The 23,375-nt window shown below is 62.4% G+C and carries 21 protein-coding genes; 16 read left to right on the plus strand and 5 right to left on the minus strand.

Translation table 11 applies throughout. From position 1 onward, the window contains the following. Window positions 1–74: 74 nt before the first annotated feature. Window positions 75–899, minus strand: a complete 825-nt coding sequence (locus QN084_RS14300; protein ID WP_052474312.1) for an ABC transporter substrate-binding protein — start codon at window positions 897–899, stop codon at window positions 75–77. 221 nt (window positions 900–1,120) lie between these two features. On the opposite strand from QN084_RS14300, the gene QN084_RS14305 reads away from it, so the two are divergent. Then, a complete protein-coding gene (locus QN084_RS14305) occupies window positions 1,121–2,215 on the plus strand; it encodes a LacI family DNA-binding transcriptional regulator (RefSeq protein WP_021471706.1) in 1,095 nt (364 codons plus the stop codon). 86 nt (window positions 2,216–2,301) lie between these two features. Here the strand turns inward: QN084_RS14305 and QN084_RS14310 are convergent, their stop codons facing one another. Continuing rightward, window positions 2,302–3,666 (minus strand): MFS transporter, encoded by a 1,365-nt coding sequence (locus tag QN084_RS14310; RefSeq protein ID WP_021471705.1) that lies wholly within the window; start codon window positions 3,664–3,666, stop codon window positions 2,302–2,304. Between the two features lie 183 nt (window positions 3,667–3,849). On the opposite strand from QN084_RS14310, the gene QN084_RS14315 reads away from it, so the two are divergent. From QN084_RS14315 to QN084_RS14325, 3 genes are all read left to right on the plus strand, one after another. Next, a complete protein-coding gene (locus QN084_RS14315) occupies window positions 3,850–4,359 on the plus strand; it encodes a MarR family winged helix-turn-helix transcriptional regulator (RefSeq protein ID WP_021471704.1) in 510 nt (169 codons plus the stop codon). A 118-nt stretch (window positions 4,360–4,477) separates the two neighbouring features. Continuing rightward, window positions 4,478–4,987, plus strand: coding sequence for a hypothetical protein (locus tag QN084_RS14320; protein ID WP_021471703.1), 510 nt, complete (start codon window positions 4,478–4,480; stop codon window positions 4,985–4,987). 65 nt (window positions 4,988–5,052) lie between these two features. After that, window positions 5,053–5,793, plus strand: a complete 741-nt coding sequence (locus QN084_RS14325) for a GAF and ANTAR domain-containing protein (protein ID WP_069696295.1) — start codon at window positions 5,053–5,055, stop codon at window positions 5,791–5,793. On the opposite strand, the gene QN084_RS14330 is transcribed toward QN084_RS14325, so the two are convergent. Beyond that, complete coding sequence (locus tag QN084_RS14330) at window positions 5,790–6,329, minus strand: hypothetical protein (RefSeq protein ID WP_031216292.1); 540 nt, start codon at window positions 6,327–6,329, stop codon at window positions 5,790–5,792. The two genes, QN084_RS14325 and QN084_RS14330, sit on opposite strands and share 4 nt — an antisense overlap. A gap of 126 nt (window positions 6,330–6,455) precedes the next feature. Here QN084_RS14330 and QN084_RS14335 point away from each other — a divergent pair, with 126 nt between their 5' ends. Next, entirely contained in the window at window positions 6,456–7,871 is a 1,416-nt protein-coding gene (locus QN084_RS14335) for an MFS transporter (RefSeq protein WP_259362822.1), read from the plus strand. A gap of 48 nt (window positions 7,872–7,919) precedes the next feature. Here QN084_RS14335 and QN084_RS14340 read toward each other — a convergent pair whose 3' ends face one another. Further along, window positions 7,920–8,747: a helix-turn-helix transcriptional regulator gene (locus QN084_RS14340; RefSeq protein WP_062095027.1), complete on the minus strand. Its 828-nt coding sequence runs from the start codon at window positions 8,745–8,747 to the stop codon at window positions 7,920–7,922. An 86-nt stretch (window positions 8,748–8,833) separates the two neighbouring features. On the opposite strand from QN084_RS14340, the gene ilvD reads away from it, so the two are divergent. From ilvD to QN084_RS14355, 3 genes are all read left to right on the plus strand, one after another. After that, a complete protein-coding gene (ilvD, locus tag QN084_RS14345) occupies window positions 8,834–10,696 on the plus strand; it encodes a dihydroxy-acid dehydratase (protein ID WP_021471698.1) in 1,863 nt (620 codons plus the stop codon). A gap of 37 nt (window positions 10,697–10,733) precedes the next feature. Further along, a complete protein-coding gene (locus QN084_RS14350) occupies window positions 10,734–11,654 on the plus strand; it encodes an NADP-dependent oxidoreductase (RefSeq protein WP_021471697.1) in 921 nt (306 codons plus the stop codon). 120 nt (window positions 11,655–11,774) lie between these two features. Further along, window positions 11,775–12,008: a DUF6480 family protein gene (locus QN084_RS14355; RefSeq protein ID WP_021471696.1), complete on the plus strand. Its 234-nt coding sequence runs from the start codon at window positions 11,775–11,777 to the stop codon at window positions 12,006–12,008. A gap of 15 nt (window positions 12,009–12,023) precedes the next feature. Here QN084_RS14355 and QN084_RS14360 read toward each other — a convergent pair whose 3' ends face one another. Next, window positions 12,024–13,583: a glycoside hydrolase family 32 protein gene (locus QN084_RS14360; RefSeq protein ID WP_069696296.1), complete on the minus strand. Its 1,560-nt coding sequence runs from the start codon at window positions 13,581–13,583 to the stop codon at window positions 12,024–12,026. A gap of 235 nt (window positions 13,584–13,818) precedes the next feature. Between QN084_RS14360 and QN084_RS14365 the strand changes: the two genes are divergently transcribed. The 8 genes from QN084_RS14365 to QN084_RS14400 all read left to right on the plus strand — a co-directional run bounded on the left by QN084_RS14365 (window position 13,819) and on the right by QN084_RS14400 (window position 23,369). Continuing rightward, a complete protein-coding gene (locus QN084_RS14365; protein WP_069696297.1) occupies window positions 13,819–15,264 on the plus strand; it encodes a glycoside hydrolase family protein in 1,446 nt (481 codons plus the stop codon). Window positions 15,265–15,311: 47 nt separating this feature from the next. Beyond that, window positions 15,312–16,649 carry an ABC transporter substrate-binding protein gene (locus QN084_RS14370; protein ID WP_069696298.1) on the plus strand — a complete coding sequence of 446 codons (1,338 nt, stop codon included), beginning with the start codon at window positions 15,312–15,314 and terminating at the stop codon, window positions 16,647–16,649. Window positions 16,650–16,713: 64 nt separating this feature from the next. Further along, on the plus strand, window positions 16,714–17,595 hold the full coding sequence (locus QN084_RS14375) for a carbohydrate ABC transporter permease (protein WP_021471692.1): 882 nt from the start codon (window positions 16,714–16,716) through the stop codon (window positions 17,593–17,595). Then, window positions 17,592–18,497, plus strand: coding sequence for a carbohydrate ABC transporter permease (locus tag QN084_RS14380; protein ID WP_062095035.1), 906 nt, complete (start codon window positions 17,592–17,594; stop codon window positions 18,495–18,497). The genes QN084_RS14375 and QN084_RS14380 overlap by 4 nt, the downstream gene beginning before the upstream one ends. A 38-nt stretch (window positions 18,498–18,535) precedes the next feature. Beyond that, window positions 18,536–19,615, plus strand: a complete 1,080-nt coding sequence (locus QN084_RS14385; RefSeq protein WP_021471690.1) for a LacI family DNA-binding transcriptional regulator — start codon at window positions 18,536–18,538, stop codon at window positions 19,613–19,615. A gap of 509 nt (window positions 19,616–20,124) precedes the next feature. Next, the gene (locus tag QN084_RS14390) at window positions 20,125–21,543 is read left to right on the plus strand and encodes an MFS transporter (protein ID WP_069696300.1); all 1,419 of its coding nucleotides are present in this window, start codon (window positions 20,125–20,127) and stop codon (window positions 21,541–21,543) included. Between the two features lie 447 nt (window positions 21,544–21,990). Beyond that, complete coding sequence (locus tag QN084_RS14395) at window positions 21,991–22,545, plus strand: RNA polymerase sigma factor (RefSeq protein ID WP_021471688.1); 555 nt, start codon at window positions 21,991–21,993, stop codon at window positions 22,543–22,545. Next, entirely contained in the window at window positions 22,542–23,369 is an 828-nt protein-coding gene (locus QN084_RS14400; RefSeq protein WP_021471687.1) for a hypothetical protein, read from the plus strand. The genes QN084_RS14395 and QN084_RS14400 overlap by 4 nt, the downstream gene beginning before the upstream one ends. The last annotated feature ends 6 nt before the right edge of the window (window positions 23,370–23,375 follow it).

Below are 23,375 nucleotides of genomic sequence, written 5' to 3' on the forward strand. Positions count from 1 at the left end.
AGTCGGTAGTTGGATTTGTGTTTCTGCCGGGCGGGCCGCCGGTAGGGTGCATCGTGGCGGCCCGCCCTGTTGGATTACTTGCTGCTGGCAGCGGGGGAAGGGCTGGAAGTCTGCTCTGCCTTGGGCAGGTACTGCTCCGGCATGGGAGATCCCGGGAACCACTTCTGGTAGAGCTTCTTCCACGTGCCGTCTTCCATGGCTTCGGCGAGCCCCTTGTTCAGGGCCTCCTTGAACTCCGGCTTGTTCTTGGCGATCGCAAAACCGGCAGGGGCATCGAAGGAAGGGATGTCCGCGGCGCTGACCAGGCCAAATTGGTCCTGGTAGGACTTGGCGGCTTCGTAGTCCAGGAAGTGCGCGTCCACTGCTCCGCTGTTCACTGCCGAGATGGCCGTGTTGTTGTCGGGGAAGCGGACCAGCTGCGAGGAAGTGAAGTTCTTCACCGCGTAGGCTTCCTGGAGCGTTCCCTGGACTACGCCGAGGCGCTTGCCGTTGAGCCCGTCAACGTCCTTGATGCCCGAGGTCTTGGTGGTGATGACCGTGAGGTAGCCGGCCAGGTAGCCCTCGGAGAAGTCGACCGTTTCCTTGCGCTTGTCGGTAATGCCGATTGCTGCGACTCCGACGTCGAATTGGCCGTTGGCGACGGCGGCGAGCAGCCCGGAGAAGTCCTGTCCGGTGAAGACTACGTTGTCCACTCCGGCGCGATGTGCGACGTCCTTGAAGAGTTCAACATCGAACCCCGTGAAGTTTCCGGAGCTGTCGGTGAAGGTGTAAGGCTTTGAGTCGCCAAGGCTTGCGACCCGGATGGTGCCGGGTTCGATCAGGCCGTAGGGGTTGTCGGCGGAAGGGGAGCTCCCCGCGGAGGAGCCTCCGCAGCCGGAGAGGGCAATGACGGCCGCCATTGCTGCGGCTGCGAACGCAGCGGGGCGGAACTTCAGTTTGATCACAGCGTGTCCAATCGTGGGAGGGATGCGGTGCTGTCGGAGGCAGCCGGGAGATCTTGCTCGATGTTGAGTCTTGTTGAGTCCGGTCTCACCGCCTAGGATTGAGACCGGACTCACATCGTTTGAACGAATGTAGCGGAACTCACAAAGCCGCGTCAACACCCCCGTGAAAGGTGAACATGAGCACTGAAGGATCCCGACGGCGGGACGTAACGGTTGCCGACGTCGCCAAGGCCGCGAAAGTGTCCAAAGCACAAGCAGCGCGTGCTTTGGGGAACTATGGAGCCGTCAGCGATGACGTCCGCGAGCGTGTCCTTGCAGCTGCCGAAGAGCTCGGCTACCGTCCCAACGAGTTGGCCCGGAGCATGAACACGGGACGCTCGAACACCCTTGGGGTGGTGGTAGGTGACATCGAAAACCCGCACTTCGGCCTCGCCACCCGCGGCATCACGGACACGGCAAAAAAGAGTGGTTACAACGTCATCCTCATCAACACCGACGAGGAGAAGCAGGCCGAAGTGGATGCCGTCCGTGTACTGCTGGACAAACGAGTGGACGGACTGATCGTCGCGCCCGCTTCCTCCACGGATTTTCCGCACCTCCGGGAGGTCCAGGAGTCCGGGCGTCCGCTGGTCCTCCTGGACAGGGCGGCGGAGGGGTTGGAGGTTGAGACCTTCGCCGTGGATATGGGTCCGGTTTCCTATGAATCCACCAAGCAACTCATCGGGCTCGGCCACCTGCGGATAGCGTTCGTTTCCACCCTCAAATCGGAGCAGCCCTACCGGGAGGGAATGGCGCTGGAGTCTTCGCAGATCGCGGACCGCGTGGACGGTATGCGCCGTGCGTTCCAAGAGCAGGCGCTCCCTTTCCCCGCTGACTTGGTCCGCCTCAACGCCGGGGACGCCGGGTCCATCAAGGCTGTTGCCCGCGATCTGGTCACCGGTCCGGACCCCGCCACGGCCATCATCGCCTCAGACGGCCTGATCGCACTCAGTGTTGTTGAAGCAATCCAGGAATCAGGCCTCCGGATTCCGGATGACATCTCCTTCATCATGTACGACGACTTCGCTTGGACCCGGCTCATCTCTCCGCCGCTCACCGTGATCGCCCAGCCGGTGTATGAGATGGGCAGGGCTGCTGCCTCGGCGCTGATCCGGAAAATTGAGGGGAGGCCAGCGGCGGCATCCGGCCCGGAGCTGCACCCGCGGCTCATCCAGCGCGGATCAGTTGGAGCTCCCCGAACGGCTTTGGAGGGGACTCTGTCCCTTGGTTGAACGGGCAGCGCCATCGGTGTGGAAGCAGCTTTTGCTTCCACACCGATGGCTTTGTCAGCGGACGTCTTTGTTACTGGGCTTCCTGGTTACCGGGCTTCGAGGTCCTCAAGGGTCTTGCCCTTGGTATCGGCGGAAAGCATCGTGGCGACGGCGGCAACAGCGCAGATGCCCAGTGTGGTCAATCCGATGACCATGGGGATGTTGCTGGAACCCGGAGGGGCGATTGCGGTGAAGAGGCTCGGGAAGAACGAGGCAATCATGAGTCCGATGTTCTGGGAGACAGCGAAACCAGTGACACGGATCCGCATGGGGAACTGCTCCTGGAAGAACGTGGCGAACGTGCCGTTCCACATCTGGAAGAAGATGCCCTGGACAATAACGACGCAAACGAAGACCAGCGGCAGGCTGCCCAGCTGGATCGCATACAGGTAGCCCATGGTGAGCAGGCCGCCCGCGAGTCCGCCGGCAACCATGAGGGTTCGGCGGCCGATGCGGTCGGACAGTGCGCCGAAGAGCGGAATGGTGACGACGGCGGCGACGTTGGCGGCCAGGGTGACCCACAGGAACTCGCTGCTGGAGAACCCGATGCCGTAGCCCTTTTGCGTTGCGTAGGAGACACCGAAGATGAGGGTTGCCATGCCGATCACGTTGGTAAAGGTCATCGCGATGCATCGGACCAGTACCCACGGGTGCGTGCGGAGCAGGTCAACCAGCGGGAAGCGGCGCTTGGCTGTCGCGTCGCCTGACTGCGCCACGTAGGCGGGGGGCTCCTGCACGCGGCGGCGAATGACGTAGCCCGCCACGATCACTAAGGCGCTCAGAAGGAACGGCAGGCGCCAACCCCAGGAGTGGAACTGCTCTTCGGGAAGCAAGGCAGCCAGCGGAATCAGGACTGCCGTGGCAAGGATGGAGCCCACCTGGGTGCCTTGGAGGCTGAAGCTGGCGAAGAAGCCGCGTTTCCCATCAGGGGAGTGCTCCACAATCATGGCGCTTGCGCCGCCGAGTTCGCCGGCTACCGCGAAGCCCTGGATGAGGCGCAGGATCACCAGCAGCAGCGGCGCAAGGAGTCCAACCTGTCCATAGGTGGGAAGCAGGCCCACGGCGAAGGTCGCGAAGCCCATGAGCAGCATGGCGAAGACCAGAACCTTCTTGCGCCCTTGCTTGTCGCCATAAGCGCCCAGGACTACGGCTCCGAGCGGCCGTGAAACATAGCCGACGGCGTAGGTGGCAAGGGAGGCGATGATGCCCACGGTCGGGTTCTCCGTGGGGAAGAAGATGGTGGGGAAGAGGAGTGTGGCTGCCAGGGAGTACAAGGCGAAGTCGTAGTACTCCAGGGCGCTTCCGATCCAACCGCTCATCGCGGCCTTCTTGGGATCTTTCCGGCCCGGGGTGGTGTCGATCGGGGTGTCTCCCGGGGTGGGAATTGTTTCCCTTCGGTGCATGACGCTCACGTGGATCTCCTTAGTCGTCATTGGCAAGGATGCTGCGGTTGAATCGATTCATAAATCATAGTTCGTGATCTGCGTTACGTCAAAAGGTGGACTCCCGGCAGCCGGCCCCCCGGATTCCGTGTAACCTCGTTAAACCGGATAAACCTTGATTCGCGAAATACACGGCTAGCTAGGAAAGTGGACATGGACCCGCGAAGTGTTTTTCAGGAAGACTGGTTCGACCTTGGAAACCAGAAGGTGACGGGCGCGCATGCGGTGGCCTCCCTTCATGACCTTCAGCGCGCCATTAATGAATGGCGTCGTCGCAATCGCTCGCAGAGCGGCGTTGGAGACACGGACATCGTTGCCCTCCAGATCGTCTTCGACGCCGAAAAGGAGGGGCTGGCTGTCAGCCCCCGCGACTTGAGTGAGCGTCTGGGCATTACGTCTGCGGCCACCACTATGCTGATCGACCGGCTTGAAGCCTCGGGCCACATTCGACGCGAAAGGCATCCGAGTGATCGCCGTTCGGTTATTCTGCGTCCGGTTTCCCTCGCTCTTGAGCCGTACCCCGCACTTGCTGCGTTGAGTGACCTCATAGCCGCTGAAGCTGACTCCCTGACCCCGGACGAGGCGGAGGCGGTTGCATCCTTCCTGGGCAGGCTCGCCGAAGGGGTGGGCAAGCTCGGCGTTGCGGAGCTTCGTAAATCCTGAATGGACACCCAGCTAAAAAAGCAATATAACTAGTTTATCGAGTTACTTTGCAGCTTAGCGAGATTGGGTGGTTGTTATGACAGCAGTACTGCATGGCCCCGGTGCGAACGAACGCCCAATGAATGAAGGTGGCGACGCCGTGGACGGTGTCATCGAACTGGTTTCCTTGGCGGAGCAAGCTGCCGAGGTGGAAACGTTGACGGAATCTTCGAACGTTTCCGGCGCGGAGCCTGCTGCCGAGGTCGGTTCCAGTCTGGTTCGCGAGGCGGGGCTGAGCCAAATGGCTGAGATGGGCCACGTCCCGGCGGCCGGAAGTCCCATGCACTGTGGAGCCGCAATGTCCCTCTCGGTGTCGCCCGGGCCCGTCACGAGCGGTCGCTCCGATGGTGAGGTCTGGCCGGCTTGGGCGTGCTCCTGCGGTTTCCGGATGGACGCGGAGGCCAGTGATTTTGTGGGCAGCGTCTGGACGGCTGCTGCCCTGGTGGAGTCGCTGCAATGGGAGATGGACTCTGCAAAAGAGTCGCTGGGTCATGCGGTCCGGCAGGCCACCTTGGCCGGTGTTGAGGGCCGGGACCTCCAATTGGCTTCAGGCTTGACCGAACCTGACCTCAAGGAACTCCTGGGCTAGCAGGACTACAAGGATACTCGCCTATCCAATGGCGATTTCAGTTTGTTGCTTCTAGGATCAATGCTGTGGAAACCGACGAGCAGAATGAAGATTTCCAACGCCTTCATCAGTTGATTGACGGCAAGGAAGACCTCAAGGGTTTCTTGGATGGAACCACCAAGTACGCTGCACGGGCCCTAACGCGGGCCACTGGCGTGCAGGTCGAGTGCGCAGTGACGCTGCACCGCCGGAAGCGGGCAGCAACAATAGCCGGCAGCAGTGATGACGCCATCCTGCTTGACGGGATTGAACAGAGGCTCGACGACGGCCCGTGCATGGAGGCTTTGAGGACCGGTGTGCCTGTAGTGGTGATCGACGCGGCCACTGAGACTCGATGGCCGGAGTATGCGCGCAACCTGACTGTCGCCGGTGCACGCAGTGCGCTCGGCGTGCCGATGGAACTGGGCGATGATGCCTCCGCAGGACTGAATTTCTTCTCCGACGTCGCCGACCTCTTTACGGAGGGGATCATCGAAGAAGCGGTGACTTTCGCTGACATGGCGAGCCAGGCCTTGAGGTTGGCGCTGCGTATAGCTACAGCGGATCTTTTGGCGAAGGACTTGAAAGCAGCCATGGAGCGCAGGACGGTCATCGACCTCGCAACAGGCATCGTTATGTCACAGAACCGGTGTTCGCAGGAAGAAGCCTCTGCGGTGATGCTGCGGGCGTCCCAAAACCGCAACCAGAAGCTTCACGATGTTGCCCGCGACATGCTTCGCAGCCTCGCGGGCAGCACCCATGAAACCAAGACGCACTTTGATGACTAGTGCTGCACCAGCCCGGCGAGCACATTCTTAGGCCGCTGCATCTCGCCGTGCTTGGCGCCAAGTACGATGACCCAGCCTGCAAAAGCGGGGATGGCCCACTGGAGCGCTTTCAGCTGTTTCTGGGCTGCCTTCAGCTCATCTGATGCATCCGGCCGCGGCTCGGTTGCGCCCCGGGCGCCCTCGTCGGCCAGCTTGTCAACCTTCTTGCCGAGGATGCCCGCGTAGAGTGTGACCGCGGCGCCGGCTACGGTGACCGCGGTCTTCAGGACCGTGTCCCCCGCCACGCTGTCCTGCTTGGCGATCCGTCCCTTGTTTTCCCAGGCAATCGCGAGGTCGGACAACAGGTGTGCGGAGAAGGCTGCGGTCTGGATGGGTGCCCACTTCATCCAGCCCTTGCTGGAAAGGCGTGTCCGTTCGGCGGGATCGGTGGCCTCGGCGGCGGCGCCGTTCAAGCCGATGGCTCCCATGAGGGATCCTCCGAACCATGCCGCTGCTGTCAGATCATGAATCGAGCGGGCCAAGAGATTTCCTGCCATGATGACCGTCCTTGCTTCCGTGGGAAAGATGCGGGTGTGCCGATCAACAGCACGCCAACATAGTAAGCAGACTTAGTACTTTCTTTCCAGCCCCCGAACCGCTCGCGTGATGAGAAACGCTGAAGCGTGAAATCCATCACTTCAAAGAATCACACTGCTAAGATATTTTGCACCAAGGCATTCTGTGAATGCGGCTCCGGGATTACCGCTGTGATGCCTTGCTTCATCTTCGAAGCCCTCGAAACTCTAAGGATGCCCATGGACACAACGAGAGAACACGTGATGCAGGATGAGGTCAAACCTAACTGGTGGGTACTTTGCCTAACATTTGCCGCTGTAGTGCTTGATGGATTCGATACTGTCGCGTTGGGGGTGTCCATCCCATCCATGTCAAAGGCGTGGGGGGTTGAGCCCGCCCATTTCACCCCGGCCCTGGCTCTAACCAGTGCGGGGGTTGCCATTGGCTATATGGCGGTGGGGCGCCTGGTGGCAAAACTGGGCACTCGCAATGTCATCTTTTCCGCCGTTGCGCTCTTCACGATTGGCTCGCTGTTGACAGCGTGGTCAGGTTCAATAGTGGAGCTGACGATCCTCCGATTCCTGACAGGCCTGGGGTTGGGTGCGGTGCTGCCCGCGGCTGTCTCACATGCCACCGCCACCAATCCATTGCGTTTGCGCCAATCGATCGCGGTGGTGGTGATGACGGGTATTTCGTTTGGGGCCCTGATCGCCGGCCTCGCAGGTGGCGTGGTTATCAGTGCGCTCGGGTGGGGGTGGGTGTTCATCCTCGGAGCCATTGCTTCGGGTGTACTCCTGCCGTTTTTGTGGATCGGACTATCGGGCCGACATGAGTCGATCACGCCCGCAAATCATTCCGAGGCCAAGCATCACGCCGCAGTGTCCCGCCTTTTCGATAAACCCGTACGGAGCAAGACGCTTCTGCTGTGGTCATTCTCATTCCTGATATTCGCTGTTTACTACGTGTTCTCATCGTGGCTGCCCACGCTGCTTACCAGCTACGGCTTTGGACCTGGCATGGCCCCGTTGGGATCGGCGGCCTTGGGTGTAGGTAGCATTGTGGGCGCCGGTGTGCTGCTTCTCGGATCACGTCGCCGCCGGATGACTTCAGTCTTGGCCTGCACTTCAGCCGCAGCTGTCGTGTTCCTGGTGATTTCCGCATTCCTCGGTCCGGACAAGGCGTTGTTGCTGATTGTTTTCGGTGGCGTCGGACTTGGGCTCCAAGCCGGCATGATCGGCCAGGCGGCTGTGGCGGTGACTCTATACCCTCAAGCAACTGTTACCGCGGGCGTGGGATGGGCAGCTTCCTTGGGCAGGCTCGGATCGGTGGTGGGTCCCATATTCGGCGGGATGCTCATTGGCCTTGGCGCAGACACCGGCACCATTGTTTTCTCTGTTTGCATACCCGTGCTCGTAGCACTGGCACTGGTGCTGATCCTGGGGAGAATAACGGCTGGAAGGAATGCGACCCCCGAAACGTCTCAGCTGGACAACGAACACCTCGCAGCCCCGCCTGGCAGGTAGTGGCTGCCAGGCCGGGAAGAGCAGTTGACACCGCGCAAACGGCGTAGCTTAGCTTTCCATCAGCCGCTTCATCTGCGCGCCGGCGTCGCTCCCCGGTGCCGGCGTGTAGACGACTATGTGCAGGTCAGGCCTGTCCGACGGCGAGACCTGGTGGTGCTCCATGTGCAGGACGCCGACGGCGGGGTGGTGAAACTGGCGCTCCCGGGATTCGAAGCCCAGAATGTCGTACCGGTCCCAGCTCTCCTGAAACTCCGGGCTGGCTTCCTTGAGCCGGCCAACCTGGTACGCGACATCCGGGTCGCCTAGGCGTTGCCCTGTTTCAGCCCTGAATTCTGCCAGGAACCGCTTGCTGGTGACGTCCCAATCGGGGAGAAGATCGCGGATGAAGGGGTCGGTGAAGACCAGCCACAGCAGGTTCCGGTCCGAGGCGTCAAACGTGCCGATATTGGGATACAGCGCCTCGTACGCCCGATTCCAGCCGGCAATTCCCCAATCCGGGGACAAAGCGTAGGAGGGGTTGGGGTCCAAGGCGTCCAAAAGGCGCTGCACATGGGCGGGAGCGTCGGCCGCGACGGGTCCCTTTGGCAGTGCAGAAGAATAGCCGCCCAAGGAAAGCACGTAGCTGAGTCCAGTGTTGGAGAGATGAAGGGCCCTCGCAATGGATTCAAGAACCTGCCGCGAGGGACTGATGTCCCGTCCCTGCTCCAGCCATGTGTACCAAGTAACACTGACGCCGGAGAGGAACGCGATCTCTTCCCGTCGAAGGCCGCGCTCGCGGGAACGCCCCACCGGCGGCAGGCCGTAGTCCGAACGAAGGGCTTGATTGCGGCGGGTCCTGAGGAAGAGTCCCAGTTCCTTGCGCCTCTCGTCTTTCACGAACTCAACACTATTACTCTGGTACTTTCACTACTAGTAGCAGCACCGTCTTCCGCCGGTCCTGGAACAACAGCAGGATGGTAGACATGCCTGCACTTCGTTCAAAGACAGTTACCCATGGCCGCAATATGGCTGGAGCCCGCGCACTGCTGCGTGCCTCCGGCGTCGCCAACTCGGATATCGGAAAGCCGATCATCGCCGTGGCCAACTCCTTCACTGAGTTCGTTCCGGGTCACACCCACCTCGCCCCCGTGGGCCGCATCGTCTCCGATGCGATCCTCGCCGCCGGCGCAGTACCCCGCGAATTCAACACCATCGCCGTGGACGACGGCATCGCGATGGGCCACTCAGGCATGCTCTACTCCCTGCCGTCCCGCGACCTGATTGCCGACTCCGTGGAGTACATGGTCAACGCGCACTGCGCCGACGCCCTGGTCTGTATCTCCAACTGCGACAAGATCACCCCGGGTATGCTCATGGCAGCATTGCGCCTGAACATCCCTGTTGTCTTCGTGTCCGGTGGCCCCATGGAGGCCGGCCGCGTGACCCTGACCGACGGTTCCGTGCGCTCCCTGGACCTGGTGAACGCCATCGCCGACGCCGTTGATGAGTCCATCTCCGATGAAGACATCAACCTCATCGAGGAAAACGCCTGCCCCACGTGCGGCTCCTGCTCCGGTATGTTCACGGCCAACTCCATGAACTGCCTCGCCGAGGCAATCGGGCTTGCCTTGCCCGGCAACGGCTCCGTGCTCGCCACACACACAGCCCGCAAAGCCCTTTACGAGAAGGCCGGTGCCACGATCGTCGAGCTCGTGAAGCGCTATTACGACGGCGACGACGACTCTGTACTGCCGCGCAACATCGCCACCGCCGAGGCTTTTGACAACGCCATGGCCCTGGATATCTCCATGGGCGGCTCCACCAACACCATCCTCCACCTCCTGGCCGCAGCCCAGGAAGCGGGCGTGAACTACGGCCTGGCCGAGATGGATGCCAAGTCCCGCCAGGTGCCTTGCCTGGCCAAGGTGGCCCCGAACGTTGCCGGGAACAAGACCTATTACATGGAAGACGTCCACCGGGCCGGCGGCATCCCCGCTCTGCTGGGCGAGCTGAACCGCGGCGGTCTCCTGCACAAGAACGTGCACTCCGTACACTCCGCAGACCTGGATGGCTGGCTGGATGACTGGGACATCCGCGGCGGCAAGGCCACCGAGGAGGCAAAGGCGCTGTGGCACGCGGCGCCCGGTGGCGTACGCTCCTCCACGGCGTTCTCGCAGTCGAACGAATGGACCTCCCTGGACACTGACGCCGAGGGTGGCTGCATCCGCTCGGTGGAACACGCCTATTCCAAGGACGGCGGCCTGGCTGTGCTGCGCGGCAACATTGCCGTGGACGGCGCCGTCGTGAAGACCGCCGGCGTGGACGAGTCCATCTGGAAGTTCGAAGGACCGGCAATTGTCTGCGAGTCCCAGGACGAAGCAGTGGAGATGATCCTGAACAAGACGGTCAAGGAAGGCGACGTGGTGGTCATCCGCTACGAAGGCCCCCGCGGCGGTCCGGGCATGCAGGAAATGCTGTACCCGACGTCGTTCCTCAAGGGCCGTGGCCTCGGCAAGAAGTGCGCCCTCATCACCGACGGACGTTTCTCGGGCGGCACGTCCGGGCTGTCGATCGGCCACATCTCCCCGGAAGCCGCTTCCGGCGGCGACATCGCCTTGGTCGAGAACGGTGACATCATCAGCATCGATATCACGCAGCGCTCTTTGCAGCTGCAGGTGTCCGAGGAGATCCTCGCCGAACGCCGCGAAAAGCTGCTGGTCAACGGAGGCTTCAAGCCCAAGAACCGGGACCGCCAGGTATCCCCGGCCCTGCGTGCCTACGCCGCGATGGCTCTGTCCGCGGACAAGGGCGCAGTGCGCGACGTCTCGCTGGTGGAAAACCTCTAGCGGAATACCCGCGCCGCCCCACCCGTTGGCACTAACCATGAAAGCAATCACCTACAGCAAATACGGAAATCCGGATGTCCTCGAGATGACGGAACAGCCACAACCGAAGGTCGGGCCGGGAATGGTCCTGGTCAAGGTCAAGGCAGCTTCGGTCAATCCCGTGGACTGGAAGATCATGGCCGGTTACCTCGACGGTGTAATGGACCTCCAGTTCCCGGCGATTCCGGGGTGGGACGTAGCGGGCGTCGTCGAGTCGGTGGGAATTGATTCGCGGAAGTTCGCTCCGGGAGATGAAGTGATTGCGTACGGCCGGAAGGATTTTGTTCACGGCGGCAGCTTCGCCGAGTACATTGCCCTGCCCGAGCGGCTCCTGGCCCGCAAGCCGAAGTCCCTGGACTGGAACGAGTCCGCGGGGCTTCCGCTGGCCGGGTTGACGGCGTTCCAAGTGTTGCGGCGCTTGGAAGTGAAGGCCGGGGAGACCGTCCTGATCCACGGCGGCTCCGGTGGCGTTGGTTCCTTGGGCATCCAGATCGCCGCCTCCTGGGGTGCCAGGGTCATCGCTACTGCGTCGGAGAAGAACCACGGGTTCCTGCGGTCCTTGGGTGCCGAGCCGGTGGCTTACGGTGAAGGACTTGCCGGGCGGGTCCGGGCGCTGAGCCCGGACGGGGTGGACGTTGTTGCTGATTTCGCGGGTGGAAACCTCGAGGCGACTCTGCAGGTACTGGCCGACGGCGGACGACACGCCTCGATCGCGGACAGCGACGTCGAGGAGCACGGCGGTACGTGGATGTGGGTAAGCCCTGTGGGTGCCGACCTGCAGGAACTGGCCGACTTGGTTGATGACAAAAAGTTCCGCGTCGAGGTGGCCAAGGTCTTCGCCTTGGCAGAGGCCGCGGATGCTTTCAGGCTGAACATGGAAGGCCACACCCGCGGCAAAATCGTGCTTTCCGTGGACTGAAAGCTTTCCGTGGACTGATTGCGGACCATTCCGGCAAAGTCCGGGTGTTTTGACTGCTGCAGGGCTGGGTACGGGACAACGTAAGCCGTGCCCAGCCCAAGCTGCAGCAAGGGAGAACCAATGTCAGGCGCCAATCCGGATCCGTACGAAGAGAACATCACAGGCCTGGAGCCCGGCGGGGGAGTTCCTCCGGGAGAAACCCCGCCCGGGGAAGCCTCCACTGCCGGACCGCAGGGGCACGAGGAACACGGAACCAGGAAATCCACGCAGGTCTTCTGGATCGCCGTGATCGGCGTCGTGGTCCTGATGTCGTTGCTCTACTTCATTGGCTACATCGTGGGGTTCTTTGACTGATTGGATCACCCGCGCTCAGATTGGATTCCCGAACTCCTTGATGGTGATGCCGGAGAACGTCGCCGGGCCGCCGTCGGCGTAGAAGGAAATGCCCGTGTCGCCGTCGTCGAAGTGCACTTGCTGCGACAAAACCGTGTGGCCGGCGTTGATGAACACCTCCACGCTTTGGGTGTCCACGAAGATGCGCAGATGCACAGACTTCGCGTTGGCATCGATCGGGGCGGCCGCCCGGGTGTAGGGGACCAGCGAATAGCCGGCCAGATCGGATGGAGCGCGGTCAACATATAGGTCACCGCCGTACTTGCCGATGTTGGTGTGCCGGGATCCGTCGGCGGACCGCCCCACTGACACCCCGACGTTCGCGGCGGTTTCCCACGCAATGTCCAGCTCCAGCTCGTAGGCGCGCCCGTTCCACGGCACTACGAAGCTGCCGTTGACGGTGTGGTCCGGAATGCTCGTGGTGCCGGTAACATAGCCGCTCAGCGAAGAGACGGGACTGCTAAGGAGGGCGTACCAGCCTCCGCCCTGGCGTTCCAAAGTAAGCTCCCGGGTGATGGAGTTCTGGCCGTTGTAGCCGTCAGTGGCGTCCGTGGGAACATCGCGCGCGGCGTACTTCCAGTTGTTCATCCACGCTGTGGCGAGCCGTTTGGTTTCCGGCGCATCCAAGGATGGCCAAGTCACTGCCGCGTACCAGTCCCAGCCCCAGTCAAGCCACTGCGGGGTCAGATCGTCCGCCAGGAATTCCGTGCCGTTCCAGTTGCCTGTCCAGTATGCGTAGGTCATGGGCAGCCCGATGCTGTAGGCGTCCATACTGGCCGCGAAAATCCAATGCCGGGTGCCGTCGTCGGCGGTCATCTCGAAGAGGTCCGGACATTCGATGCCCCCGAGTGCGTGGTTCGGGTAATCGAAGTTGGACCGCCACTGCCAATCACGGAGATTCGCGGAGGTGTAGAACGCGGCGTACCTTGCCCGGCCAATTACGCACACCCATTTCCCGCGCGCGGCATCCCAGTGGATCTTTGGATCACGGAACCATTCGGCGTTTTCGATCTCCGCCGCAGTGACGGCCGTCCGGCCGTCGGTGTTGACGATCACGGGATCCTGCAGGGAAGTGAACGTATACCCGCCGTCGACCGACCAGTAGAGGTACTGCTCCTGGTACTTGCGGATGCCCTCGGTCGGCTTGGTGGCCAGTACGACGACGGCTCCCGCACCAAAGCCTGCCGTGTTGGCTGAGTCGATCACGGCGGAACCGGACCATACGGGAAAATTCGGTGTCAGCGGGAGCACGGTTCCGTGGTGGGTGAACGAAACACCGTCCGTGGTGGTCGCGTGGTCCCAGCCACCCTGGCCGTTGTTGATATCCGAGTGCAGGTAGTAGAGCTGGTACGCGCCGTTGGTGTAGACGGGTCTTTGCGGATCACACAGCCATCCTGAGGGCGGCGTCATGTGGTAAACGGCCCGCAACGACGGTGAAGCGTGCGAGGCTCCAACGGCAGTGCCGGACATCAGGAGCGCCAAAGCGCCGGCACCGGTTCCTTGCAGGACTGCCCGTCGTGAGAATTCGAGGGTCATGAAGTGGTTCCTCTCAAGCATTCATTGGTTGAGACCGCGGTGGTGGCTGCACACAAACGGCAGCGGAAGGCGTCAAAGGACGCGGCGGATGGAAGGGACAATAACCTCATCCGCGAGGGATGGTCAAGCGTTTTAGCGCAATTATTATTCTCTTGCTAAAACGCTTGACCAACGCAGCTCCGCAGAGCTACCTTCATCGTGATCAAACGCTTTAGCAGAATGTAGGTCAGCGCAGATGAAACGCTCAGTGTTCTTCCAGCCCGAAGGTGCGTGGGTAGGGGACCTTATCCCTTTCGAGAAAGACGGAGAGTTCTGGCTCTTCTACCTCCACGAGGAGCGGGTTACCCCCAAACCAGGTACGTCCTGGCACCTGGTCACCACCAAGGACCTCACCCAGTTCGAGTATCACGGTGCTGCGCTGCAGCACGGCAGCACGCAGGAGCCGGACTTCAACGCCTACACGGGCAGCGTGGTGGTTGACGACGACGGCACCCACCACCTCTTCTACACAGGCCAGAACCCGCACCGGCTGGGTCCGGACGGGCTGCCGCTCCAGCTGGTCATGCGCGCAACCAGCAGCGACGGGATGCGCACCTGGACCAAGCACCCGGAGGATACGTTCGGCGCTCCGGAAGGGTACGAATCCGGCGATTGGCGCGATCCCTTCGTCTTCCGGGACGAGTCCGATCCGGCGCGGCCTGTGTGGCGCATGCTGATCGCCGCCCGGCACGCAACCGGTCCGGACCGCCGTCGTGGAGTGATTGCCCAATGCGTTTCCACTGACCTGGTGACCTGGGAGTACACCGATCCGTTCTGGGATCCCCGACGCTACATCACCCACGAATGCCCGGACGTCTTCCAGTGGGGTGACTGGTGGTACCTGGTGTACTCCGAGTTCTCGGAGTCCTTCACTACCCGCTACCGCATGGCCAAGAGCCCGGACGGACCCTGGGAAGTTCCGGCCCTGGACAGCATCGATGGGCGCGCGTTCTACGCCTCCAAGAGCGCTTGCCGCGACGGCCGCCGCTTCTTCTTCGGATGGATCGCCAGCAAGGAAGGAAACCGCGACGACGGTCCGTGGCAGTGGGCGGGCACCATGTCCGTCCTGGAAGCCCGCCAAAACCCGGACGGGACGCTCGGCTTCGGGTTCGCCGATGAACTGGTGGACAGTTTCTGGGTAGAAGTCCCGGTATCGCTGGCCGAGGCACTTCCGGCTGAATTGAGTGCGCCTGACAGCTACTCCGCGATCATTTCCACGGCGGACCTGCCCTCCCGTTTCTACGCCAAAGCAGTCCTGGACATCGCCCCCGACACCACCGAATGCGGGCTCCTGCTCCGTTCCAGCGACGACGGCGACGCGTCCTATGTTCTCCGGCTGGAGCCGCGGCGCGGGCGCCTCGTCTTCGACCGCTGGCCGCGCGAGCTGACCGGCGACGCGCAGTGGCACGTCTCCGGCGACGTCCCTCACGACGTCGAGCTGGAACGGCCCTGCCACCTCGCCCCGGGCGAGCACACGCTCGAGGTGATAGTCGACGGCGACCTGTGCGTCGCCGTCGTCGACCGCCAGGTGGCGCTGAGCGCAAGGATCTATGACCGCCCCAGCGGGCGCATCGGAATTTTTGCCGGTGAAGGTTCCGCCACCGTCGTCGAATTCGACGTCCGCCAACGCACTGACAACTGATTCACATCCCCGTCCCATACCCAACGAGTCAAGGGAGACAAATCCCCATGAAGAAGCTATTCCGCGCCGCGGCGGTCGCTGCTGCAGCAGCTCTGGCACTGACGGCCTGCGCAGGGGGAGGCGGCGCCGGCAACCCCACCGACGTGAGCCCCACCGGCGAGGTCAAACCCCGGGAAATCTCCTGGCTGCTGTCCAGGCCCGCCGACGGCGCAGTCATCAACATCATGAAGAAACTGGCCGATGACTACGCCAAGGACCACCCCGGGTTCTCCTTGAACCTCATCACCACCCCGGACCGTCCTTCCTACATCCAAAAACTCGAGACCCTGGCCGCAGCCAACAAGCTTCCGGAACTGTTCGACACCGATGCCACCCCGTTCGCGCAGCAGTTGGCCAAGCAGGGCAAGATGCTTGACGCTGACAAGCTGCTCAAATCCCTGGACCTCTACGACGATTACCGTCCGGGAGCCTTGGACTACCAACGCTTCGACGACGGTTCGCTGTACATGATTCCGTTCCAGTTCGAGCTCGAATTCATCTGGTACAACAAAGCCCTGCTGGAGAAAGCAGGAGTTTCCGTGCCGACGTCGCTCGACGACATTCCGGCCATGTGCACGGCACTGCGGAACGCCGGGATCACCCCGATCGCTATCGACGGGCAGGACCAGTGGCCGCTGGAGAGGTACGTGGCCTACCAGCCCTTCCGGGAGGCCGGCCCCGACTTCGTGCAGAAGCTCAAGAAGGGCGAAGCCAAGTTCAGCGATCCCGCCGGGCAGAAAGCCGTGAACTGGATGTCCGGGCTGGGCAAGGCCAAATGCTTCCAGGACGGCTTCTCAGCCCAAGGCTACTCAGACGCGCAAAACCAGTTCACGTCCGGGCAGGCTGCCATGTATAACATCGGCACGTGGGAGCTTCCCAGCCTGGCAACCGACAAACTGAACCCCGCCGTGCGGAACGACATCGACTTCTTCACACTGCCCACCACCGCGAATTCCGTGACGGCCGCCAATGAGTATGTTTCCCCCTCCGGCATCGGCATGGCCGTGAACTCCAAGACCTACGATCCGCTGGTCAGCGACTTCCTGAAATTCGCCCTGCAGAAGTACCCGGCGGAATACGCAGCCACCGGCGCACTGTCACCCACCACCAACGTGGAAACCACCGTCCCGGCCAACGCCACGCCGTTGTACAAGAAGGCCTTGGACGCTGCCAGTGACCTGGGGTCGAAGCAGGCCATGCCGTGGGACACGCAGCTGGACCCAACCACCAACGGAAGGCTCCAGCAGGAACTCGTGCTCCTGGTGCAAGGGAACATCACGCCCGAGCAGTTCACCAGCACCATGGACCAGACCATCGCGCAGAACGCGCCGAAGTTCTTCAAGTAAGCAGTTCTGCACATAGATCCCAGCGGCGGGGGACCGGCCGGTTCCCCGCCCGAAAGGCCACACCATGCTTCCCAACAGGTCCAAGACCTCAGTCCTGGTCTTCCTGCTTCCGCCGTTGCTTCTCTACGGCGCGGCAGTGCTCTTCCCGATCCTCCAGTCCCTGTTCCTGAGCTTCTTCTCCTGGAACGGCATCAGCGACATGGAGTTCGTGGGTCTCGAAAACTACATCCGGATGCTGACGGCGGATGACATTTTCTGGCGGTCCTTTGGGAACGCATTGATTTACCTGGCCATCTGCCTGGTGCTCCAGCTCGGCGGAGCGCTGGTCGTGGCGAGCCTGCTGCTGTCACTGACGCGGGGCAGGGAACTCATCAAGACCCTCTACCTTCTCCCTGCCGTCATCTCCACCGTGGCCATCGCCTTCCTCTTTGTCCGTATCTACTCGATCGATCCGGTAGGCCTGCTTAATCAGCTGTTGCACTGGATCGGGCTGGGCAGCCTGGAAAAGGCATGGTTGTCCGACGTGAACACCGTCCTGGCCGCAGTTTCTGCCCCGGAAGGGTGGCGGTTCACGGGCCTCTACATGCTGATCATCTACGCGGCCTTGATTGCCGTCCCCAAGGAGCTCGAGGAAGCCGCGGTCCTGGACGGGGCCTCGCGGTGGACTCTCTTCACCAAGATCCGCTTCCCGTACATCCGTCCGGTGTGGATCACCACCACCATCATGGCCACCACCTACGGGCTGCGCGGCTTCGACATTCCCTACCTCATGACCAACGGCGGTCCCGGCCAATCGTCCGAGCTGCTGACCACCTACATGTACAAGACCGCCTTCACCAGTACCGACTTCGGCTATGCCAGCACCATCTCGGTGTTCATCGTGATCGAGTGCCTGGTGGCCGTCGGCCTCATTCTGTTCATGCTCAAGCGGAAGGCTGACTCATGATCGCCCAGACAGCACCTGCCTCCCGACCGACGGCCACCAAACCGCCGTCGCCGGTTCCAACGCGACGGCGGCGCAAGCCGAACCTGTACCGGACGCTCTCCCGGGTGCTGATCATGCTGATCGTGATCGTCCAGGTTTACCCACTGGCCTGGCTGTTCCTTACCAGTTTGCGGACCGAGCACGACTTCGCGACGGGCGATCCGTTCGCCTTGCCGGGCGCGCTGACCTGGGACAACTATGCCCGGGCGTTCCAGACCGGAGACCTTGGCAGGAACATCCTCAACAGCTTCATCGTGACCATGGGCGCCAACGTGCTGATCGTCCTCTTCGGCATGATGGCCGCCTATGCCATCCAGGTCCTCGGATTCAGGTTCAGCAGCTTCGTCCGCGGCCTGTTCCTGATCGGCATCATCGTCCCGGTACAGATCGCTTTGGTTCCGTTGTTCATTGATTACTCAGCGGTGAACCTGCTGGATACGTACCAGTCGATGATTATTCCGCTGGCCGGGTTTGCCCTGCCGATGTCCATTTACCTGTTTTCCTCCTTCTTCGAATACATCCCGCGCGAAACCTATGAGGCTGCGTCCCTCGACGGCGCCGGGCCGTACCGGATCTTCGGCCTCATCACGTTGCCGTTGTCCTTGAACACAGTGGTTACGGTGGTGCTGGTCAACAGCATCTTCATTTGGAACGACTTCATCTTCGCCAACACGTTCGTCCTCTCCGAAGAGCTGAAGACCATCCCGCTCGGTCTGCAGAACTACATCGGCGCCATGGGCAAGGTGGACTGGACCGCCACCTTCGCCGCTGTCTGCGTCACCATCACGCCGCTGCTCCTGGTGTTCCTCGTCCTGAACAAAGCCATGATCCAGGGCTTGGAGAGCGGGGCGAACAAGGGATGACGCCTGCAACGCATGGATATACTCCTGATGGAGGGCAGATGATTTCGCAGGAGAAAGATCCAGGCACGCCGGCAACCCCCGACGCTCCTGTCGGAACCAGCCGCGCACATCCGGTGACCCTCCGCGAAGTAGCAGAAGCTGCAGGCGTTTCCACCGCCACGGTCTCCCTGGTCATCAACAAAAAGAAGAACGCCCGCATCGCGGAGGAAACCCGGGAACGCGTCAAAACGGCCATCCGCACCCTTGGTTACCGCCCCAATGCCATGGCCAAGACCCTGGTGAGCGGAACCTCGAAGTTCATCGGACTGGTGGCCGATGGTGTCGCCACCACGCCCTTCGCCGGACAAATCATCCACGGAGCACAGGACGAGGCCTGGAAACACGGCTACGCCCTGTTGATCGCCAACACCGAGGGAAACCTCGACCTCGAGAACGACGCCATCAACATGATGCTGGAGTACAAGGTCCGCGGCATCCTGTACTCCACCTGGTTCCACCGGACCACCGACATTCCGGAGACGCTCCGCGAAGCAGACTTCGTGCTTGTCAACTGCTTCTCGCCCGTGCCCGGCGCGGCACGGGCAGTGGTGCCTGACGAAGCCCAGGGCGGACAATCGGCCACCGAAATCCTCATCCGTGGTGGACACCGGCGCATCGCCTTCATCAACGCCACCACTCCGGCGCCGGCCAGGGACGGACGGTTGGAGGGCTATCGGGCTGCGTTGGAAGCGGCCGGAATCGCGTTCGATCCTGACCTCGTCCTTGAGGCGTACCCGGACCAGGAAGGCGGCTACGGCGCCACGGCGGAACTGCTGAAACGCGGCGTCTCCGCCGTCTACTGCTACAACGACCGCATGGCCATGGGTCTCTACGACGGCCTCCGGGAGCAAGGACTGTCCATTCCGGGCGACATCGCCGTAGTGGGCTTCGACAACCAGGAAGTCATCGCCGCCCACCTCCGGCCACCGCTCTCCACCGTATCCTTGCCGCATTATGAACTCGGCGCGGCGGGCGTGCGGCTCCTGCTCGGCCTGGATGAAGCGCCGGTGGACTCAGCCCTCAAAATCGAATGCCCCGCCATCGAACGCGCCTCGGTGGCCGTGCCGTCGAAGGCTTAGTCCCTCCAGTCCCAGGTTCACAACGCACGACGGCGGCTGGTCACCCAAGGTGGCCAGCCGCCGTCGCGCTTCACTTTAGTTTCACTGCCGCCTTCCTAGCTCACCGGCGGTTCCCCGAACATGGGATCCGGATGGGGCGGGGGAGCAGCCGGCCCGGGATCCGGAATGGGCAGGGGGCCTGGCTCCGGACCCGGGTCCGGCATGGGTGGAGGGAACGGCTGCGTCGGGTCCGGCGGCGGCTGTCCCGGGCCGGGCTCCGACGGCGGCTGGGTGGGCCCGGGCTCGGGCGGGAACGGATCGGGTTCATGCTGTGGAGGAAGGGTCATCATCTCTCCTGGAACTCGTTGTTTTCGGTCCTCTTGCTGGAGGGGCCAGCCTACGCCTCTATAAAGCGCGAGGCCATGGTAGCGGTGCGGGAAACCCCTTGACCGGTCCCCGAGAACCGGCAGATGCTGGTGTTACCGCGCGTTTTCAGTGAGGGGAACACGCATGCATCGGGGCGGGAGAGAATGGATCACGAGCACACACCGGCCGGTGACGTCGCCGACCACGAGGCAGCAGCGCCCGGAGACATTGATCTGACACTCCGCACGCCGGCGGAACGATCCAGGACCTTCATGGGAATCCTGGTCAACACCGCTGCGGCCAACATCACCACCAGCTACCTGTGGTTTGCGCTGACGTTCTGGGTCTACCTGGAAACCCGCAACGTCATAGCCACGGGTGTAGTGGGCGGTGCCTACATGCTGCTCATTGCCCTTTCCAGCATCAGCTTCGGCACCTTTGTGGACCGCTACCGCAAGCTGACCGTAATGCGTTTCGCCGCCGCCTTTACGCTGATCATGTTCACCATCTCCGGCGTCGTGTACCTCCTGGTGCCCACAGCGTCGTTGCTGGACCTCGGACAACCTTGGTTCTGGGCGTTCACGCTGATCATCCTCATCGGCGCGGTGGTGGAGAACATGCGCAACATTGCCCTGTCCACCACGGTCACCATCCTCATCGAACCCGACCGCCGGGCCAACGCCAACGGTTTGGTGGGCATGGTGCAGGGGCTGATGTTCATCGTCACCTCCGTGCTTTCCGGCCTGTCCGTCGGGCTGCTGGGAATGGGATGGACGATCGTGGTGGCCCTGGGGTTCACGGCGCTCGCCTACGTGCACCTGCTGACCCTGCGCATGCCGGAAGAACGTAGACCGGCCGCGACCGACGCGAAGGGCAGTTTCGACCTTCGGGGCTCCTATGCCGCCGTGCTTGCCATTGCGGGTCTCTTCGCCTTGATCATCTTCTCCACCTTCAACAACTTCGTTGGTGGCGTGTACATGGCGCTGATGGATCCTTATGGCCTCGAGATGTTCCCGGTGGAGCTCTGGGGCACCTTCTTTGCCGTCGGTGCTACCGGCTTCATTGTGGGCGGCGCGTTGGTGGGCAAGTTCGGCCTTGGCGCCAACCCGCTCAAGACCATGCTGATTGCCGTCGCCGTCATGGGACTCCTGGGGGCACTCTTCACCATTCGCGAGTGGCCGTGGCTGTACGTCCTGGGCATCTGGTTGTACCTGGCCCTGGTACCCATTGTGGAAGCAGCTGAACAGACCGTCATCCAGCAAGTGGTCCCCTTGCCGCGGCAGGGAAGGGTGTTCGGGTTTGCCATGGCCTTCGAGTCGGCTGCCGCACCCATCACGGCCTTCATCATTGCCCCCATCGCCCAGTTCTGGATCATCCCGTACGCCCGTTCGGAGGAAGGCTCTGCCCAACTGGCACCGCTCCTGGGCGAAGGAACGTCACGTGGCATCGCGCTGGTCTTCCTGGTGGCCGGCGTCGTCATGATTGTCGCTTCACTCCTGGCCTTCCTCACCCCCGTGTACAGGCGTGTCACGGAGTCCTACAGGGAGAAAGCTGTTCAGGAGCGGGCAGCAAAGGAGGGCTAGATACTCCTTTTGTCGCAGCCCTTCGCGCCGGGCGCACCCCCTGGGCACACACGTCGCCACCGTTCGCGCGGGGCGCACCCGGTGCTACAGGGGCGCCGGGCGGGTTCGGGTACGGCACGGGTTGAGGTGCCCGCGAACAGCGCGCCAAAAAACTTTTCCAAAAAAATGTGAACCCTGCGTAACCCTTTGGGGTGGCCCGACGATTACGTCTTTGAAAGGGCCGAGCTGGAATTTGTCCCCCATCATGTTCCAGCCCGGTCCTTCCTTTTGTCCAAGGGCCGTTCCGACCACGCAGATCCGGGTATCGGAAGGTTCCTGACGACATGCCGGTCCTGCCCTACAGGGGACCCGGACGAGCAGATACCCTAGGTGGGGATCGTTCGCTGAGCAGTGTGCGGATGATCCGGCTTCCAGCCAAGGACCTGCCGCCGATCGAAAGTCTCTTCAGTGACCGACGCATTGACCGACGAAGCGCTCCATGCGCTCAGGGGCAACAGCTCGGCACTGTTCGGCGCCGTGTACCAGGCCTACGCCGGCCCGGTGCTCGGGTACCTGACGGCCAAGGGTGTATCCGACCCGGAAGCTGTCACCCAGGACGTGTTCCTGGCTGTGTTGCCCCGGCTTGATGACCTCAGCGGGGGAGCCGACGGGCTACGGACTTTCGTGTTCTCGGTGGCACACGCCCGCATGGTTGACGAGCATCGAAGGCAGAGCCGGACTCCGGAACAGCACGAGTTCGAACCGGAACGGGACACCAGGGAATCAGTTTCGGCCGAGTCCGAGGCGATGGACCGGTTGGCTCCGCAGGAACTCCTCCGGTTGCTTGACCACCTTGGAGGAGATCAAAGGGAGGTCCTGGCACTTCGGATCGTGGCTGGACTGACGGTTGAGCAGGTGGCCGACATCATGGGGAAGTCCGCCGGAGCAGTCAAACAACTGCAGCGGCGGGCGCTGATTACGCTCCGTGAGCACTCGGTAGTAAAGGAATATGTGTCGCCATGACATACAGGGACAGGCCATCCAGGGAATCGGAGAGCACAGCTGCCGTTGACGAGCTCTTGCTCGAGGCGGATCTCTCCGATGACGCTGACATGCGGGCGGTACTTCTTTCCCTGCGGACGCTCGGGAACCTTCCCGCTCCCGCCCCGGGTCCCGAACTGGCAGCGATGCTGGCCGGGCCGCATGACCAGCTTACCAAGCGACGTTGGCAGCGTAAGCATCGCGCCGCCCTCGCCGGCGTTGCGGTTGTTGCCGCCATGGGACTGGGCGTCAGCGGTGTGGCTGCCGCCAGTTCCGGTTTCACGAAGACTCCCACCATTATCAGCGGGCTCTTCGGAAACCCGTCCCGGCAGGGGGACGCAGCACCTCGGGAATTGCCCCGCCCTGACGCCCCGAGGGTCATCACAGAGCCTGCACCCACGGAAGAAAACGTACCGGGCGGAAGCCTTGCCGGGAGCGGCGGGTCGAGTAGCCCATCCGCCCTGCCCGAAGCTCCCCGAACAACAGCACCCCAGCAATCCACCGCGCCGACGCAGGCCGCGCCGAAGCAGGCTCGGGCCGACCGGGCCCCGGATGACCAGGCCCAGGGAACGACTCCTGGTTCAAAAGACCTTCCTGCTGTGGCTAACCAGGCAGCCAAGGACGCGCACAACAGCAAAATCGACCAGGGCGTCGGCACCAGCCAGAAGGGGAAGCCAGGGGACGCACGCTGGACTGCACCCGGCAATATCGGCAAGCCCGGCAAGACCCCGGGAATCGACATTGCCAACCCCTGGGGCACCGCCGAAAAGCTCCTGAGGCAAGCACCTGCCGTTTCGAGGAAATAACCCCAG

It is taken from the genome of Paenarthrobacter sp. R1 (assembly GCF_030264015.1).
GTDB classification, from domain to species: domain Bacteria; phylum Actinomycetota; class Actinomycetes; order Actinomycetales; family Micrococcaceae; genus Arthrobacter; species Arthrobacter ureafaciens.